7 protein-coding genes, 21 tRNA genes and 3 rRNA genes are annotated in these 17,716 nt (G+C 41.8%); 30 read left to right on the top strand and 1 reads right to left on the bottom strand.

All coding sequences use genetic code 11. From position 1 onward, the window contains the following. Positions 1-14: 14 nt before the first annotated feature. Complete coding sequence (locus MHH73_RS17850) at positions 15-710, bottom strand: MgtC/SapB family protein (RefSeq protein WP_191816765.1); 696 nt, start codon at positions 708-710, stop codon at positions 15-17. Between the two features lie 126 nt (positions 711-836). Between MHH73_RS17850 and MHH73_RS17845 the strand changes: the two genes are divergently transcribed. The 30 genes from MHH73_RS17845 to MHH73_RS17700 all read left to right on the top strand — a co-directional run bounded on the left by MHH73_RS17845 (position 837) and on the right by MHH73_RS17700 (position 17,660). Then, entirely contained in the window at positions 837-1,712 is an 876-nt protein-coding gene (locus tag MHH73_RS17845; RefSeq protein ID WP_341068432.1) for a DMT family transporter, read from the top strand. A gap of 786 nt (positions 1,713-2,498) precedes the next feature. After that, positions 2,499-4,047 (top strand): 16S ribosomal RNA (locus MHH73_RS17840). A gap of 322 nt (positions 4,048-4,369) precedes the next feature. Beyond that, positions 4,370-7,303: ribosomal RNA gene (locus MHH73_RS17835) — 23S ribosomal RNA — on the top strand. A gap of 273 nt (positions 7,304-7,576) precedes the next feature. Beyond that, positions 7,577-7,693: ribosomal RNA gene (rrf, locus tag MHH73_RS17830) — 5S ribosomal RNA — on the top strand. Together the 16S, 23S and 5S rRNA genes with 21 tRNA genes alongside form the textbook arrangement of a ribosomal RNA operon. A gap of 9 nt (positions 7,694-7,702) precedes the next feature. Then, positions 7,703-7,778, top strand: a tRNA-Val gene (locus MHH73_RS17825). A gap of 15 nt (positions 7,779-7,793) precedes the next feature. Next, positions 7,794-7,869 (top strand) — tRNA-Thr (locus tag MHH73_RS17820). A 14-nt stretch (positions 7,870-7,883) separates the two neighbouring features. Next, a tRNA-Lys gene (locus MHH73_RS17815) sits at positions 7,884-7,959 on the top strand. Between the two features lie 17 nt (positions 7,960-7,976). Continuing rightward, positions 7,977-8,061, top strand: a tRNA-Leu gene (locus MHH73_RS17810). A 19-nt stretch (positions 8,062-8,080) separates the two neighbouring features. Then, a tRNA-Gly gene (locus MHH73_RS17805) sits at positions 8,081-8,155 on the top strand. 6 nt (positions 8,156-8,161) lie between these two features. Then, positions 8,162-8,250: transfer RNA gene (locus tag MHH73_RS17800), tRNA-Leu, on the top strand. Between the two features lie 15 nt (positions 8,251-8,265). Beyond that, positions 8,266-8,339, top strand: a tRNA-Arg gene (locus tag MHH73_RS17795). Between the two features lie 8 nt (positions 8,340-8,347). Beyond that, positions 8,348-8,424: transfer RNA gene (locus tag MHH73_RS17790), tRNA-Pro, on the top strand. A 19-nt stretch (positions 8,425-8,443) separates the two neighbouring features. Beyond that, positions 8,444-8,519: transfer RNA gene (locus MHH73_RS17785), tRNA-Ala, on the top strand. A 26-nt stretch (positions 8,520-8,545) separates the two neighbouring features. Continuing rightward, positions 8,546-8,622: transfer RNA gene (locus MHH73_RS17780), tRNA-Met, on the top strand. 13 nt (positions 8,623-8,635) lie between these two features. After that, positions 8,636-8,712: transfer RNA gene (locus MHH73_RS17775), tRNA-Ile, on the top strand. 6 nt (positions 8,713-8,718) lie between these two features. Further along, a tRNA-Ser gene (locus MHH73_RS17770) sits at positions 8,719-8,811 on the top strand. A gap of 13 nt (positions 8,812-8,824) precedes the next feature. Further along, positions 8,825-8,898 (top strand) — tRNA-Met (locus MHH73_RS17765). Between the two features lie 3 nt (positions 8,899-8,901). Then, positions 8,902-8,978 (top strand) — tRNA-Asp (locus MHH73_RS17760). Positions 8,979-8,997: 19 nt separating this feature from the next. Further along, positions 8,998-9,070, top strand: a tRNA-Phe gene (locus tag MHH73_RS17755). A gap of 9 nt (positions 9,071-9,079) precedes the next feature. Continuing rightward, a tRNA-His gene (locus MHH73_RS17750) sits at positions 9,080-9,155 on the top strand. A gap of 2 nt (positions 9,156-9,157) precedes the next feature. Further along, positions 9,158-9,228, top strand: a tRNA-Gly gene (locus MHH73_RS17745). A 7-nt stretch (positions 9,229-9,235) separates the two neighbouring features. Then, positions 9,236-9,312: transfer RNA gene (locus tag MHH73_RS17740), tRNA-Ile, on the top strand. 10 nt (positions 9,313-9,322) lie between these two features. Continuing rightward, positions 9,323-9,397: transfer RNA gene (locus MHH73_RS17735), tRNA-Asn, on the top strand. Between the two features lie 3 nt (positions 9,398-9,400). Continuing rightward, positions 9,401-9,491: transfer RNA gene (locus MHH73_RS17730), tRNA-Ser, on the top strand. A 3-nt stretch (positions 9,492-9,494) separates the two neighbouring features. Beyond that, positions 9,495-9,566 (top strand) — tRNA-Glu (locus MHH73_RS17725). A gap of 179 nt (positions 9,567-9,745) precedes the next feature. Further along, positions 9,746-11,635 carry a 1,4-alpha-glucan branching enzyme gene (glgB, locus tag MHH73_RS17720; protein WP_341068430.1) on the top strand — a complete coding sequence of 630 codons (1,890 nt, stop codon included), beginning with the start codon at positions 9,746-9,748 and terminating at the stop codon, positions 11,633-11,635. Then, positions 11,628-12,770, top strand: a complete 1,143-nt coding sequence (locus MHH73_RS17715; protein WP_341068428.1) for a glucose-1-phosphate adenylyltransferase — start codon at positions 11,628-11,630, stop codon at positions 12,768-12,770. Before glgB ends, MHH73_RS17715 begins: the two co-directional genes overlap by 8 nt. 36 nt (positions 12,771-12,806) lie before the next feature. Continuing rightward, the gene (locus MHH73_RS17710) at positions 12,807-13,835 is read left to right on the top strand and encodes a sugar phosphate nucleotidyltransferase (protein ID WP_191809711.1); all 1,029 of its coding nucleotides are present in this window, start codon (positions 12,807-12,809) and stop codon (positions 13,833-13,835) included. Next, positions 13,832-15,283 (top strand): glycogen synthase GlgA, encoded by a 1,452-nt coding sequence (gene glgA / locus MHH73_RS17705; protein WP_341068425.1) that lies wholly within the window; start codon positions 13,832-13,834, stop codon positions 15,281-15,283. The genes MHH73_RS17710 and glgA overlap by 4 nt, the downstream gene beginning before the upstream one ends. Beyond that, entirely contained in the window at positions 15,273-17,660 is a 2,388-nt protein-coding gene (locus MHH73_RS17700; protein ID WP_341068424.1) for a glycogen/starch/alpha-glucan phosphorylase, read from the top strand. Before glgA ends, MHH73_RS17700 begins: the two co-directional genes overlap by 11 nt. The last annotated feature ends 56 nt before the right edge of the window (positions 17,661-17,716 follow it).

The following is a 17,716-nucleotide window of genomic DNA, read 5'->3' as shown; positions in this document are numbered from 1 at the left end:
CAAAAATAAAAAAATTAGTGCAAGCTTTCTATTTCCATCGACTTTACGCCAGGTACTTGAGAAATGGTATGATAAAAATCGGTTGTTTTTTTACGATAATCAACGGCAATGGTTAAATATACTTGAGGATAACCCTCTTCCGTATCTTTAATTCTCATCCTGCGAATAGCCGCTTGTTGTTCTTTAATGGAATGAATAATGGTCGTAATCTGTTCCTTCGTTTCAACTGCCATTTTCATCGTAATCTCTTTTTCTCGGAGTTGTCTTGGGCCAATAAGTCCTAATAAGTAGGGAACAACTTCAACTGAAATAATAAGTAATACGACACCTGCAACAGCCTCCATATAATATCCAGCTCCAACAGCGATGCCAATCCCGGCAGCTCCCCAAATTAAAGCAGCCGTTGTGAGACCAGAGATACTATCATTCCCTCTCCTCAATATGACCCCTGCGCCAAGAAAGCCAATACCTGATACAATTTGAGCTGCTAAACGTAAGGGGTCCATTGTAATATTAATATCGTCATTGCCTGGAAATATGTATGCTGATTCAATTGACACAATAGTGAGAAGGCAGCTAACGATTGAAATGACTAGGCTTGTTTTTAAACCTACTGGTTTACGTTTTAGTTCTCTTTCTAGTCCTATAACAAGACCAAGCACAGCTGAAATCCCTAATTTTATTAGAACATCCATTTCTAATCCGTTCATGTTATCGCCTGCTTTATCATTTAATAAATTTTAAATAGATTACCTTTACTATAGGTTTAAGGTGTAAAATAGTCTATACCTAAATAACAATATATAGAAACAAGGTGATTGCATGGGGATGTGAAGATGAATCCGTTTTTGGTATTGGCTATAGGCGTTGTTTCAGTTTCAACTTCGGCCATTTTTGTAAAGTTGATTTCAGCTCCCCCTGGTATTATTGCTTTTTATCGTCTCCTTTTTTCTGTCGTGCTTATGATGCCAATCTTTCTTTTAAAATATGTTCATGAGGTTCGTCATATTACAACAAAGGATTGGCTGTTTTCGATGATTGCGGGTATTTTTTTAGCTTTCCATTTTATTTTATGGTTTGAGTCTCTTCAATACACATCCGTGGCTAGCTCAACTGTGTTAGTTGCCTTACAACCGATTTTTGCATTTATAGGAACTTATCTCTTTTTTAAAGAAAAAACTTCTTGGAAAGCGATTTTGTCAGCTATCACTGCGATAGGCGGTTGTATCATTATTAGCTGGGGTGATTTTCTACTAAGTGAAAGGGCGCTTTATGGTGATTTGTTAGCACTTATCGCCTGCGGGCTAGTAACAGGGTATTTAATGTTTGGGCAGACCGTCCGCCAAAGAGTATCCCTTATTACTTATACATTTATTGTGTACAGTATTAGTACATTGACACTTTTTATTTATGTCATGCTTAATGAACAATCTTTGTATCCTTATCAAGTAAATGACTGGATATTTTTAATTCTCTTAGCACTTATTCCAACATTATTAGGCCATACATTATTTAATTGGTCTGTAAAGTATGTAAGTACTTCTGTTATTTCAATGGCGACTTTGTTTGAACCTGTGGGTGCAGCCATTTTAGCTTATTTCGTACTACAAGAAAGAATAGTTTGGACACAAATCTTTGGTGGGTTATTTGTTATAGTAGGGTTATCTTTCTTTTTAATAGATGAAAGAATAATAAGAAAGAAACGATTATAGGCGTATTAGATAATGAAGTAAAAGGTGAGCCAACAATTAGCTCACCTTTTACTTCATTATATTTTTTATATAAATAAATAGGATAATCTACTAAAAATAAATGCTGCTGTAACGGTGAAGATGAAAGTTCCTCCATATACTTTACCTGGTGAATTAGCGATGCGAATACCTTCCACATAAGCAAATGAAAATAAAAAAAGGGCCATAATTACTGATACGTATAGTGCTACATCTTCCAGCTCTATTCACACCTTTCCTATATAATAGAATGAGTTTAGTAGATTATATGACCCATTCTCAACTTTATGACTAATATCTATGTTAAGTATGAAGAGACTGAAAGATTACTTTATATAAATAAGATGGGAGCTTAAGAAGATAAGAATAAGGAAAAGTATCTTTATATATAAGTAAAGCAAAGATGATCAATAGTTTATTGTGGTTATCAATAATTGGAAACGCTTAACTATATATAGTTACCACAATTAATAAAAATATAATAAACTTGATTAAAACTTTAAAAATTATATTGCAAACACTTTTCAATCGTGATATAGTTATTTTTGTTCCCGATAAAAGAAAAATTTACTAATCTAATCACTTAAATTTATTTTGAAAAAATGGTTGACGTGATTGAGATGGGATGTTATGATAATAAAGTCGCTTTTGAAGCGAACGAGATTGTTCTTTGAAAACTGAACGAACATAAAACGTCAAGCGTAATTCTAAAAAAGCTGATTTATCAGCAACAAAGCACCATAGGTGCAAACTAGCTAATCAAACACTTTATTGGAGAGTTTGATCCTGGCTCAGGACGAACGCTGGCGGCGTGCCTAATACATGCAAGTCGAGCGAATCGGAGGGAGCTTGCTCCCGATGATTAGCGGCGGACGGGTGAGTAACACGTGGGCAACCTGCCTGTAAGACTGGGATAACTCCGGGAAACCGGGGCTAATACCGGATAATATCTATTTATACATATAATTAGATTGAAAGATGGTTCTGCTATCACTTACAGATGGGCCCGCGGCGCATTAGCTAGTTGGTGAGGTAACGGCTCACCAAGGCGACGATGCGTAGCCGACCTGAGAGGGTGATCGGCCACACTGGGACTGAGACACGGCCCAGACTCCTACGGGAGGCAGCAGTAGGGAATCTTCCGCAATGGACGAAAGTCTGACGGAGCAACGCCGCGTGAGTGATGAAGGTTTTCGGATCGTAAAACTCTGTTGTTAGGGAAGAACAAGTATCGGAGTAACTGCCGGTACCTTGACGGTACCTAACCAGAAAGCCACGGCTAACTACGTGCCAGCAGCCGCGGTAATACGTAGGTGGCAAGCGTTGTCCGGAATTATTGGGCGTAAAGCGCGCGCAGGCGGTTCCTTAAGTCTGATGTGAAAGCCCACGGCTCAACCGTGGAGGGTCATTGGAAACTGGGGAACTTGAGTGCAGAAGAGGAAAGTGGAATTCCAAGTGTAGCGGTGAAATGCGTAGAGATTTGGAGGAACACCAGTGGCGAAGGCGACTTTCTGGTCTGTAACTGACGCTGAGGCGCGAAAGCGTGGGGAGCAAACAGGATTAGATACCCTGGTAGTCCACGCCGTAAACGATGAGTGCTAAGTGTTAGAGGGTTTCCGCCCTTTAGTGCTGCAGCAAACGCATTAAGCACTCCGCCTGGGGAGTACGACCGCAAGGTTGAAACTCAAAGGAATTGACGGGGGCCCGCACAAGCGGTGGAGCATGTGGTTTAATTCGAAGCAACGCGAAGAACCTTACCAGGTCTTGACATCCTCTGACAATCCTAGAGATAGGACTTTCCCCTTCGGGGGACAGAGTGACAGGTGGTGCATGGTTGTCGTCAGCTCGTGTCGTGAGATGTTGGGTTAAGTCCCGCAACGAGCGCAACCCTTGATCTTAGTTGCCAGCATTCAGTTGGGCACTCTAAGGTGACTGCCGGTGACAAACCGGAGGAAGGTGGGGATGACGTCAAATCATCATGCCCCTTATGACCTGGGCTACACACGTGCTACAATGGATGGTACAAAGGGCTGCAAGACCGCGAGGTTTAGCCAATCCCATAAAACCATTCTCAGTTCGGATTGTAGGCTGCAACTCGCCTACATGAAGCCGGAATCGCTAGTAATCGCGGATCAGCATGCCGCGGTGAATACGTTCCCGGGCCTTGTACACACCGCCCGTCACACCACGAGAGTTTGTAACACCCGAAGTCGGTGGGGTAACCTTTTGGAGCCAGCCGCCTAAGGTGGGACAGATGATTGGGGTGAAGTCGTAACAAGGTAGCCGTATCGGAAGGTGCGGCTGGATCACCTCCTTTCTAAGGAATATACGGAATTAACTTGATGTTAGACTGTTCGTTCAGTTTTGAGAGTATAATCTCTCAATTCAATCGTTCTTTGAAAACTAGATAATGTAATGAAGAAGATTACCGAGTAATCGCCACCTTAGTTATTTTCTCTCTATATTATATAGAGCATGAAATACTAAACTTTTTTTAATGTACACAACCGTGAGGGTTGTGAGAAGCAAGCAGTTCAAGGAAGCGAGTGAGGAAACACCGGAGTGTGCGTCTTGTGCACATGAGGATGTTGACGAGTGAGCTGACACCGAAATGCGTAGCTTATCGCAAGCCGAACATAGGTTAAGTTAATAAGGGCGCACGGTGAATGCCTTGGCACTAGGAGCCGATGAAGGACGGGACTAACACCGATATGCTTCGGGGAGCTGTAAGTAAGCTTTGATCCGGAGATTTCCGAATGGGGAAACCCCCTATCCGTTATGGGATAGGATCCATACCTGAATACATAGGGTATGGAAGGCAGACCCGGGGAACTGAAACATCTAAGTACCCGGAGGAAGAGAAAGCAAACGCGATTCCCTGAGTAGCGGCGAGCGAAACGGGATTAGCCCAAACCAAGAGGCTTGCCTCTTGGGGTTGTAGGACATTCTATACGGAGTTACAAAGGAACGAGATAGACGAAGAGGTCTGGAAAGGCCCGCCATAGGAGGTAAAAGCCCTGTAGTCGAAACTTCGTTCCCTCCAGAGTGGATCCTGAGTACGGCGGGACACGAGAAATCCCGTCGGAAGCAGGGAGGACCATCTCCCAAGGCTAAATACTCCCTAGTGACCGATAGTGAACCAGTACCGTGAGGGAAAGGTGAAAAGCACCCCGGAAGGGGAGTGAAAGAGATCCTGAAACCGTGTGCCTACAAGTAGTTAGAGCCCGTTAATGGGTGATAGCGTGCCTTTTGTAGAATGAACCGGCGAGTTACGATTACATGCGAGGTTAAGTTGGACAGACGGAGCCGTAGCGAAAGCGAGTCTGAATAGGGCGAATATAGTATGTGGTCGTAGACCCGAAACCAGGTGATCTACCCATGTCCAGGGTGAAGTCCAGGTAACACTGGATGGAGGCCCGAACCCACGTACGTTGAAAAGTGCGGGGATGAGGTGTGGGTAGCGGAGAAATTCCAATCGAACTTGGAGATAGCTGGTTCTCTCCGAAATAGCTTTAGGGCTAGCCTCATGCGTAAGAATCTTGGAGGTAGAGCACTGTTTGGACTAGGGGCCCTCATCGGGTTACCGAATTCAGACAAACTCCGAATGCCAAAGATTTATCCATGGGAGTCAGACTGCGAGTGATAAGATCCGTAGTCAAGAGGGAAACAGCCCAGACCACCAGCTAAGGTCCCAAAGTATACGTTAAGTGGAAAAGGATGTGGAGTTGCTTAGACAACCAGGATGTTGGCTTAGAAGCAGCCACCATTTAAAGAGTGCGTAATAGCTCACTGGTCGAGTGACTCCGCGCCGAAAATGTACCGGGGCTAAACGTATCACCGAAGCTGTGGATTGAACATCGTAGATGTTCAGTGGTAGGAGAGCGTTCTAAGGGCGTTGAAGCTAGACCGTAAGGACTGGTGGAGCGCTTAGAAGTGAGAATGCCGGTATGAGTAGCGAAAGATGGGTGAGAATCCCATCCACCGAATGCCTAAGGTTTCCTGAGGAAGGCTCGTCCGCTCAGGGTTAGTCGGGACCTAAGCCGAGGCTGAAAAGCGTAGGCGATGGACAACAGGTTGATATTCCTGTACCACCGTATTCTGTTTGAGTGATGGGGGGACGCAGGAGGATAGGGTAAGCGCACTATTGGATGTGCGTCTAAGCAGTTAGAGGGACCATGAGGCAAATCCCATGGTCACATACCTTGAGCTGTGATAGCGAGGGAAATTTAGTACCGAAGTTCTTGATTCCACACTGCCAAGAAAAGCCTCTAGCGAGGAATAAGGTGCCCGTACCGCAAACCGACACAGGTAGGCGAGGAGAGAATCCTAAGGTGAGCGAGAGAACTCTCGTTAAGGAACTCGGCAAAATGACCCCGTAACTTCGGGAGAAGGGGTGCTCATTAGGGTGTTAAAGCCTTGATGAGCCGCAGTGAATAGGCCCAGGCGACTGTTTAGCAAAAACACAGGTCTCTGCGAAGCCGCAAGGCGAAGTATAGGGGCTGACGCCTGCCCGGTGCTGGAAGGTTAAGAGGAGAGGTTAGCTCACGCGAAGCTTTGAATCGAAGCCCCAGTAAACGGCGGCCGTAACTATAACGGTCCTAAGGTAGCGAAATTCCTTGTCGGGTAAGTTCCGACCCGCACGAAAGGCGTAACGATCTGGGCACTGTCTCAACGAGAGACTCGGTGAAATTATAGTACCTGTGAAGATGCAGGTTACCCGCGACAGGACGGAAAGACCCCGTGGAGCTTTACTGTAGCCTGATATTGAATTTTGGTACAGCTTGTACAGGATAGGTAGGAGCCTTAGAAGCCGGAGCGCTAGCTTCGGTGGAGGCGTCGGTGGGATACTACCCCCGCTGTATTGAAATTCTAACCCACATCCCTTATCGGGATGGGAGACAGTGTCAGGTGGGCAGTTTGACTGGGGCGGTCGCCTCCTAAAGAGTAACGGAGGCGCCCAAAGGTTCCCTCAGAATGGTTGGAAATCATTCGTAGAGTGTAAAGGCACAAGGGAGCTTGACTGCGAGACCTACAAGTCGAGCAGGGACGAAAGTCGGGCTTAGTGATCCGGTGGTTCCGCATGGAAGGGCCATCGCTCAACGGATAAAAGCTACCCCGGGGATAACAGGCTTATCTCCCCCAAGAGTCCACATCGACGGGGAGGTTTGGCACCTCGATGTCGGCTCATCGCATCCTGGGGCTGTAGTCGGTCCCAAGGGTTGGGCTGTTCGCCCATTAAAGCGGTACGCGAGCTGGGTTCAGAACGTCGTGAGACAGTTCGGTCCCTATCCGTCGTGGGCGCAGGAAATTTGAGAGGAGCTGTCCTTAGTACGAGAGGACCGGGATGGACGCACCGCTGGTGTACCAGTTGTCTTGCCAAAGGCATCGCTGGGTAGCTATGTGCGGAAGGGATAAGTGCTGAAAGCATCTAAGCATGAAGCCCCCCTCGAGATGAGATTTCCCATAGCGCAAGCTAGTAAGATCCCTGAAAGATGATCAGGTTGATAGGTTAGAGGTGGAAGTGTGGCGACACATGCAGCTGACTAATACTAATCGATCGAGGACTTAACCAATTCGAAATGCGGAGGCGCCTTGCCCAGGTGCGACAAGCATAAGACGAATTTGACAGGAGGTTGTTCTTTAACCTCATGACAAATTTGGCTTATGACCTCGAGCACCTAGGCGCCGCAGCTAGACACAACTACGTAAGTAGCACCGTCAGCAACGCATAGGCGATTACTCAACAACAATCTTCTTCAACATTATCTAGTTTTCAGAGAATGATTTTTAAAATTTCTCTTGAAAAATTCATAAAAGACGTTATAATAATAAATGTCTTTAAAAAGTCCGGTGGCGATAGCGAGAAGGTCACACCCGTTCCCATACCGAACACGGAAGTTAAGCTTCTCAGCGCCGATGGTAGTTAGGGGCTGTCCCCTTGTGAGAGTAGGACGTTGCCGGGCATACATATTGGAGGATTAGCTCAGCTGGGAGAGCATCTGCCTTACAAGCAGAGGGTCGGCGGTTCGATCCCGTCATCCTCCACCATTTTTTTGCATGTTTGCCGGCCTAGCTCAATTGGTAGAGCAACTGACTTGTAATCAGTAGGTTGGGGGTTCAAGTCCTCTGGCCGGCACCACTCGTGCTTTGTACGAGCCATTAGCTCAGTTGGTAGAGCATCTGACTTTTAATCAGAGGGTCGAAGGTTCGAGTCCTTCATGGCTCACCATTTGATCATTTTGATATGCGGGTGTGGCGGAATTGGCAGACGCACCAGACTTAGGATCTGGCGCCGCAAGGCGTGGGGGTTCGACTCCCTTCACCCGCACCAGTTTTCATTTTAAATATTTGCGGAAGTAGTTCAGTGGTAGAACATCACCTTGCCAAGGTGAGGGTCGCGGGTTCGAATCCCGTCTTCCGCTCCAATATTTGCCGGGGTGGCGGAACTGGCAGACGCACAGGACTTAAAATCCTGCGGTAGGTGACTACCGTACCGGTTCGATTCCGGTCCTCGGCACCATTCTTTTAAAATTAAGCGCCCGTAGCTCAATTGGATAGAGCGTTTGACTACGGATCAAAAGGTTAGGGGTTCGACTCCTCTCGGGCGCGTTTTGTTTCGGGAAGTAGCTCAGCTTGGTAGAGCACTTGGTTTGGGACCAAGGGGTCGCAGGTTCGAATCCTGTCTTCCCGACCACTAATATACATATTTCTTAGGGGCCTTAGCTCAGCTGGGAGAGCGCCTGCTTTGCACGCAGGAGGTCAGCGGTTCGATCCCGCTAGGCTCCACCAATTTAATTTTATACAATATATTCTATGGCGGTGTAGCTCAGCTGGCTAGAGCGTACGGTTCATACCCGTGAGGTCGGGGGTTCGATCCCCTCCGCCGCTACCATAGATAGAATGATGGACCTTTAGCTCAGCTGGTTAGAGCAGACGGCTCATAACCGTCCGGTCGTAGGTTCGAGTCCTACAAGGTCCACCATTATTCGGAGGAATACCCAAGTCTGGCTGAAGGGATCGGTCTTGAAAACCGACAGGGGTGTTAAAGCCCGCGGGGGTTCGAATCCCTCTTCCTCCGCCATTTATATTATTATCGCGGGGTGGAGCAGTCCGGTAGCTCGTCGGGCTCATAACCCGAAGGTCGCAGGTTCAAATCCTGCCCCCGCAATCTGGTCCGGTAGTTCAGTTGGTTAGAATGCCTGCCTGTCACGCAGGAGGTCGCGGGTTCGAGTCCCGTCCGGACCGCCATTTACATATTCATTATTTTGGCTCAGTAGCTCAGTCGGTAGAGCAAAGGACTGAAAATCCTTGTGTCGGCGGTTCGATTCCGTCCTGAGCCATCTTTTATGGCGGTTGTGGCGAAGTGGTTAACGCATCGGATTGTGGTTCCGACATTCGTGGGTTCGATTCCCATCAGCCGCCCCATTGCGGGTGTAGTTTAGTGGTAAAACCTCAGCCTTCCAAGCTGATGATGAGGGTTCGATTCCCTTCACCCGCTTAAATAGGGGCCTATAGCTCAGCTGGTTAGAGCGCACGCCTGATAAGCGTGAGGTCGATGGTTCGAGTCCATTTAGGCCCACCATTTATATTATTCCGCAGTAGCTCAGTGGTAGAGCATTCGGCTGTTAACCGAACGGTCGTAGGTTCGAATCCTACCTGCGGAGCCATATGGAGAAGTACTCAAGTGGCTGAAGAGGCGCCCCTGCTAAGGGTGTAGGTCGGGCAACCGGCGCGAGGGTTCAAATCCCTCCTTCTCCGCCATTTGGCCCCTTGGTCAAGCGGTTAAGACACCGCCCTTTCACGGCGGTAACACGGGTTCGAATCCCGTAGGGGTCATAAAAAAGAAGCTGTCAACATAAGTTGACAGCTTCTTTTTTATGTTGCTAACACTTTTCAGATGTTACATTTTCTATCATTAGATGTCAAAATAATTTGAAAAATAACAAGGGATTTTTATACTTAAGACGAATTATTTAAGAAAGAGTAATGTAATACAAGGAGTGGAATGAATTAAAATGAATACAACTGCATACCCAACTGAATTCGAAATGCACTTGTTTCATGAAGGAAATTTATTTAAGGCATACGAATTGTTTGGATCACACCGTCATAAAGAAGGAGATCATTGGGTTACTTGTTTTACTATCTATGCGCCACATGCCTCCTCAATATCATTAGTGGGTTCTTTTAATCATTGGAACGCCGAAGGTTTTTCATTGAAAAAAGTAAATAATGAGGGGATATGGAGAATTCAGCTAGAAGGAGATTTAACAGGAGAAATTTATAAATATGCAATTAAGAACAAAGATGGACAAATTTCCTTAAAGGCTGATCCCTTTGCTTTTTATTCTGAATTACGACCTAGAACTGCTTCAATTGTTTATACTTTAGAAGATTACAAATGGAATGATCAACGCTGGCAAAAGGAAAAACAATATAGGAAAGCATTTACAGAACCTATGATGATATATGAGATGCATCTAGGTACATGGAAAAAGAGGAATGGCCTTTTATTGACATACAATGAACTAGCAAAAGAAATCATTCCTTACGTCAAGGAGCATGGTTTTACACATATTGAATTGATGCCTATAATTGAACACCCATATGATCGTTCTTGGGGCTATCAAGGAACAGGCTATTACTCGGCTACTAGTAGATATGGTGAGCCAAAAGATTTAATGCTTTTTATCGATCAATGTCATCAAAATAATATCGGTGTTATTTTAGATTGGGTACCAGGGCATTTCTGTAAAGATCAACATGGGCTATATTGTTTAGATGGTGAATATGTTTATGAATACGAAACAGAAGGCGATCGGGAAAATTTTGTTTGGGGTACAGCTAATTTTAATTTAAGTAAAACAGAGGTTCATAGTTTCCTCATATCCAATGCTATTTTTTGGATGGAAAAATATCATGTCGATGGTTTTAGAATTGATGCAGTATCCAATATCATTTTTTGGCCTAATAACGAGCATAGAGAAAATCCATTTGGTATTCAATTTTTACAGAAATTAAATAAAGCTGTGTTTGCTTATGATCCCTCTATTTTGATGATGGCTGAGGATTCTACAGATTGGCCCCAAGTAACTGCTCCTGTTCACTATGGCGGATTAGGTTTCAGTTATAAATGGAATATGGGTTGGATGAATGATGTATTATCTTATATGGAGAAACCTCCTCAAGAGAGGCAATACCACCATAATAAAATGACTTTTTCATTAATGTATGCCTACTCAGAAAATTTTATTTTACCGTTATCACATGATGAAGTTGTCCATGGGAAGAAATCACTGTTAGACAAGATGCCAGGAGATTATTGGCAAAAATTTGCCCAATATCGTTTGCTCTTAGGTTTTATGATGACCCATCCAGGTAAAAAGCTGTTATTTATGGGGTTTGAGCTAGGACAATTTGCCGAGTGGAAAGATGAAGAAGAGTTGGATTGGCACTTACTTCAGTATGAAATGCATGCAAAAACGAATCATTATGTGAAGAAGTTAATAAAGTTATATAAGAGGTCTAAATCATTATATGAATGGGACCACAAATCAGAAGGTTTTGAGTGGATTGATGCTAATAACCATCAGCAATCCATTTTTTCATTTATTCGTAAAGGAGTAGAAGAACAAGAAATATTAATTGTTGTATGTAACTTTTCCCCTCAAGTATATATGAATTATCGAATCGGTGTTCCTAAAAATGGGAGTTATAGAGAAGTGTTTAATAGTGATAATAATGAATTTGGTGGCTCTCATTGTATTAATAAGCGAGTATTAAAAACAAAAAACCTATCCTACCATGGAAAGCCATACAGTATCGAAATGACGATACCACCATTCGGTATTTCTGTTTTACGTCCTGTTAGAAAAAGAAAAAGGAGTGATGTTGTGAATGACTAATAAGAAATGTGTAGCGATGCTGCTTGCTGGAGGCAAAGGAAGCCGCCTCAATTCTTTGACGAAGGATCTTGCTAAACCAGCTGTCCCTTTTGGAGGTAAATACCGCATCATCGATTTTACACTTAGTAATTGCACAAATTCAGGTATCGATACAGTTGGTGTACTAACTCAATACCAACCGCTTATTCTTAATTCATATATTGGCATTGGAAGTGCATGGGATTTGGATAGAAGAAATGGCGGTGTGACAGTACTTCCCCCTTACAGTGAATCTTCTGAAGTTAAATGGTATACAGGTACGGCAAGTGCCATTTATCAAAACATCAATTATTTAGAGCAACATAACCCCGAATATGTATTAATTTTATCAGGTGATCATATTTACAAAATGAATTATGATTTAATGCTAGATTACCATATTAATAAAGAGGCTGATGCGACAATCTCCGTTATTGAGGTCCCATGGCATGAAACCAATCGTTTTGGTATTATGAATACTTCTGTAGATATGAGAATAGAAGAATTTGAAGAAAAACCTGAGCAAGCAAAGAATAATTTAGCATCAATGGGTATTTATATTTTTAAATGGTCGGTATTAAATGAGTTTTTACAAAAGGATAATCAAAATAAGGATTCAAGCCATGATTTTGGCAAAGATATTATTCCTGAGATGTTGAAGTTAAATAAGAAACTTTATGCCTATCCTTTTAGTGGTTATTGGAAAGACGTCGGCACCGTTCAAAGCCTATGGGAAGCGAATATGGATTTATTAGATGAAAATTGTGAGTTAAATCTTTTTGATCAAAACTGGAGAATTTACTCAGTTAACCCTAACCATCCTCCACAATATATTTCTCCACAAGCAAAAGTAAAACAATCTTTAGTAAATGAAGGCTGTACGATAGAAGGCGAAGTAATCAAATCAGTTCTCTTTCAAGGTGTAGCGATTGATAAAGGTTCTGTTATCAAAGAGTCAGTAGTTATGCCAAATACAAGGATTGGTAAGAATGTCATATTAGAAAAAGTCATTGTCCCTTCAAATATGGTTATACCAGATGGGACAGTAATTAAAGAAAGAAAAGAAACAAGTGAAGCATTGTTAATCACGCCAGATAGTATTTGTCATTATGCATAAATGTAGAACCGTATGATTTTTACTGGGGGGATATGATTGAATAATCGTTTATTAGGAGTCATTGATGCGACAACTTATCATAAGGGATTGGATGAGTTAACCCTTCATCGTTCGTTAGCTGCTGTTCCTTTTGCTGGAAGATATAGACTAATAGATTTCATTCTCTCTAATATGGTCAACTCGGGAATAGAGAGTGTGGCAATTTTTCCGAAATATCAATACCGATCTTTGATGGATCATCTAGGGTCGGGGAAGAACTGGGATCTAGATAGAAAAAGGGATGGCCTTTTTTTCTTCCCATCACCGATGATTGATAGTTCTAATAGTGGGATTGGTTCATTTAATCATTTTGCTGCAAACATTGATTATTTTTATCGTAGTTCACAAGATTATGCGTTAATTGCCAATTGCTATACCGTTTGTAATATTGATTTCTCACCAGTTTTACAGCGGCATATTCAATCTGGCTGCGATATTACTTCTATTCAACAGCTGAATCAACCTTTAGAAATGTATTTGGTCAAGAAAGATCTTTTAATAGAGATGATTCAAACCCGAAGACAAACAGGGTATACATGCATTAGCGATATTATGGCTGATATTCATCAACCTTACACAATATGTCATTATGAATATAAGGGTGAGGCAGTAACGATCGATTCTGTCCATTCTTATTTTCAAGCGAGCATGGAACTGCTAACCCCTGATGTCTGGAAAAATTTATTTTCTAGAGATTTTCCAATCTATACAAAAGTAAAAGATGAACCACCAACAAGATATCTAAATGGTTGTGAAGTAAAGAATGCTATTGTGGCAAACGGTTGCCAAATAGAGGGTAAAGTAGAAAACAGTATTATTGCTAGGGGGGTAAAAGTTGGTAAAAATACGATAGTAAGAAACTCTGTGATTATGCAGAAATGTGAGATTCAAGAGGGATGTGTATTAGATTCTGTTATTTTAGATAAAGATGTGAAAATAGAAACCGGAACCTGCTTAACAGGCACACAATCGGTCCCTTTTGTTGTTAAAAAAGGGTCAATTCAAGGAGCGTTGATGAATTCGTGAAAGTATTATTTGCCGTCTCAGAATGTGTCCCTTTTATTAAATCAGGTGGATTAGCAGATGTCGCAGGTTCGTTACCGAAGGAATTAACTAAACAAGGGACGGAAGTAAGAGTAATTTTACCGAAGTATGGAAAACTCCCCGATTTATATAAGAATAAGACAAAAAAGATAGCAGAATTCGTAGTCGCTGTAGGCTGGCGCAAGCAATATTGTGGAATTGAAGTGCTAGAGTTAAATGATATTACTTTTTATTTTGTAGATAATGAATACTATTTTAAGAGAGAACAATTATATGGATACGATGATGATGGTGAACGATTTGCTTATTTTAATAGAGCTGTATTAGAAACACTGGCACAGCTCGACTATTATCCTGATATTATCCATTGCCATGATTGGCATACAGGCATGATTCCTTTTTTATTAAGAGTACATTATCAAAAAAGAAGTGGATATGAATTGATAAAAACAGTTTTTACGATTCATAATCTACACTTTCAAGGTGTCTTTCCTAAAGATGCCATTCATGATTTGTTAGGGTTGGACTTTGAGTATTATCGTGAAGACCAATTAAAGTATTATGATTGTATTAATTTTATGAAAGGTGCCATAGTAGCAGCTGATCAAATCACAACTGTAAGTCCTACGTATAGAGATGAGATTTTAACAGATTATTTTGGTGAGGGATTAAATGGTTTGTTACAGGAAAGAAATGACCGTTTAATTGGGATATTGAATGGAATTGATGAAGACGTCTATCACCCAGAGAAAGATGCGACGATTTATCAAGCATTTCATTCAGAGCAATGGCTATTAAAGAAGGAAAATAAGGCATATTTACAAAAAATATTCGGTTTAAAGATAGAGCGGGATACCCCCATTGTGGCTATGATCACAAGGTTAACAAAACAAAAAGGTATGGACTTAGTAGAGAGAGTATTCGATGAAATGATGCAAGAAAATGTACAGTTTATTCTTATTGGTACAGGCGATGGAGCGTTTGAAGATTTCTTCAGAAGAATGGAAGCAAATTACGGGGAAAAATGTAAATGTTATATTGGCTTCAATGAAGAAGTTGCCCATCAAGTATATGCGGGTGCTGATTTATTTTTGATGCCGTCTAAGTTCGAGCCTTGTGGATTAGGTCAGCTCATTGCGATGAAGTATGGTGCCATTCCTATAGTTAGGGAAACAGGTGGGTTGAATGATACCGTACAGTCTTATAATGAACAGACAGGTGAGGGCTGGGGCTTCAGTTTTAAAAATTTTAACGCACATGATATGCTCTATACTTATCGTCGAGCACTAGCATACTATCGGAATCAACCACTGTGGAGCCAATTGGTTATAACTGCTATGGAAAAAGATTATAGTTGGGCACAATCTGCTTTTAAATATAATCAATTATATTCAGATGTGATCTCTAGGAGTGAGAGCCATGTTTTCTAATACGGAGGATTTTAAAGAGGCGTTTTTAAAGAAGCTAGAGATGACATGCGGAAAGAGCTTTGCCGATAGTACAGAAAAAGATCATTACTATACATTAGGGTTATTAATTCGTGAGTATGTAAGTACGGAATGGATTAATACCAATGAGCGTTACAGGATAGACCAAGTAAAGCAAGTTTATTATTTGTCGATAGAGTTTTTATTAGGCCGACTCCTTCGAAACAACTTATTAAATTTAGGGATAGAGCAAGTGGTATCTGCTGGGTTGCAAGATTTAGGTATCGAATTAAGTTCTTTAGAGGAAGTAGAATCAGATGCAGGATTGGGTAATGGAGGTTTAGGCCGATTAGCAGCCTGTTTCCTTGACTCATTAGCTTCTCTTAATTTGCCTGGCCATGGTTGTGGGATTAGATACAAGCACGGGTTATTTGAACAAAAAGTGGTTGATGGATATCAAGTCGAACTACCCGATCAATGGTTAAGAAATGGTCATGTCTGGGAAGTGAGAAAGGCAGATCTATCAGTTGAAATTCCGTTTTGGGGAGAAGTAGATATACGTGAAGAAAATGGCAGACAAGTGTTTCAACACATCGATGCTGAAAGAGTAACTGCAGTACCATACGATATGCCAGTCGTCGGGTATCATACTGAAACGATTAATACACTGAGATTATGGAGTGCAGAGCCAGTCCGTTATCCTACCAATCAAGATGTTTTAAAATATAAAAAAGAGACAGAAGCAATATCTGAGTTTTTATATCCTGATGATACGCAAGATGAAGGCAAGATACTGAGGTTAAAACAACAATATTTTTTAGTTCGTGCCAGTCTTCAGTCGATCATACGCTCATTTAAACGACAGCATAAGAATATGAAGGCGTTCCATCAATATATTAGTATTCATATTAATGATACGCATCCAGTATTAGCGATTCCAGAATTAATGAGGATATTCATTGATGAAGAGAAGCTTGGTTGGGATGATGCTTGGGAAGTAACTACAAAAACGATCTCTTACACGAATCATACGACCTTATCTGAAGCACTAGAAAAATGGCCAGTTCGCATTTTCCAACCGTTATTACCAAGAATTTATATGATTGTAAATGAAATCAATGAACGGTTCTGTGCAAAGCTTTGGGAAAAGTATCCTGGCGAATGGCAGCATATCGAAAACATGGCGATTATTGCCCATGACCAAGTAAAAATGGCTCATCTGGCTATTGTAGGTAGCCATAGTGTAAATGGAGTGGCTGCGCTTCATACTGAGATATTAAAATATCGGGAAATGCATTCATTTTATCAATTTTTTCCTAAGAAGTTTAATAATAAAACAAACGGCATTACGCATCGTAGCTGGTTACTTAAATCTAATCAGTCGCTTGCTGATTTGATAACAGAAAGATTAGGAGCGGAGTGGATTCGTGATCCAGAGCAATTAGCACTATTAATAAAATATGAAAATGATCCAGACTTGTTAAGGAGACTCGCTGATATTAAACATGCGAATAAAGAAAATCTTGCCGATCGTATTTTTACGCAAACAGGGATAAAAATAGATACACATTCCATATTCGATATTCAAGTTAAGAGACTACATGCTTATAAGAGACAACTATTAAATATTTTTCATGTCATGTATTTATATAATCGACTCAAAGAAGATGAGAGTTTTAGCATGCACCCCCGTACCTTCATTTTTGGTGCGAAAGCTTCTCCAGGCTATTATTTTGCCAAGAAAGTAATAAAGCTCATTAATACTGTTGCGAAAAAGGTAAATAATGATCCTAAAACAAATGAATTTCTTAAGGTGATCTTCCTAGAGAACTATCGGGTATCACTAGCAGAAGATGTTTTTCCTGCAGCAGACATTAGTGAGCAAATTTCGACGGCAAGTAAAGAGGCATCGGGAACGGGAAATATGAAATTCATGATGAATGGTGCGATTACTGTTGGAACGATGGATGGTGCTAATGTTGAAATTTATGAACGCGTTGGTGACGAGAATATTTTTATTTTCGGCTTGCGCTCTGATGAGGTCAATCATTATTATGCACATGGTGGCTATCAAGCGACTGAATATTATCATCATGATCATCGAATCCGACAAGTCATGGACCAGCTGAAAAACGGTTTCTTCCCTGATGTATTTGATGAATTTGAACCGATTTATGATTCACTCATTATGGAAAATGACCAGTATTTTGTTTTACGTGATTTCTCTAGCTATGTTCATATTCAGGAAAAAGCGGGATACGCTTATGAAAAACAGGAGAAATGGCGGAAGATGAGCCTAAACAATATCGCTAAATCGGGTTACTTTTCTAGCGACCGAACAATTAATGAATATGCTCAAGGGATATGGGGGATTAAATAGAAAAAGCAGTGGTGTGCTTCATTATTCACACTACTGCTCTTTATTTATATTGACCT

The organism is Cytobacillus sp. FSL K6-0265 (assembly GCF_038003465.1).
Taxonomy (GTDB): domain Bacteria; phylum Bacillota; class Bacilli; order Bacillales; family Cytobacillaceae; genus Cytobacillus; species Cytobacillus stercorigallinarum.
Note: the sequence above shows the minus strand (reverse complement) of the source record. Positions and strands in the feature narration are given on the sequence as shown.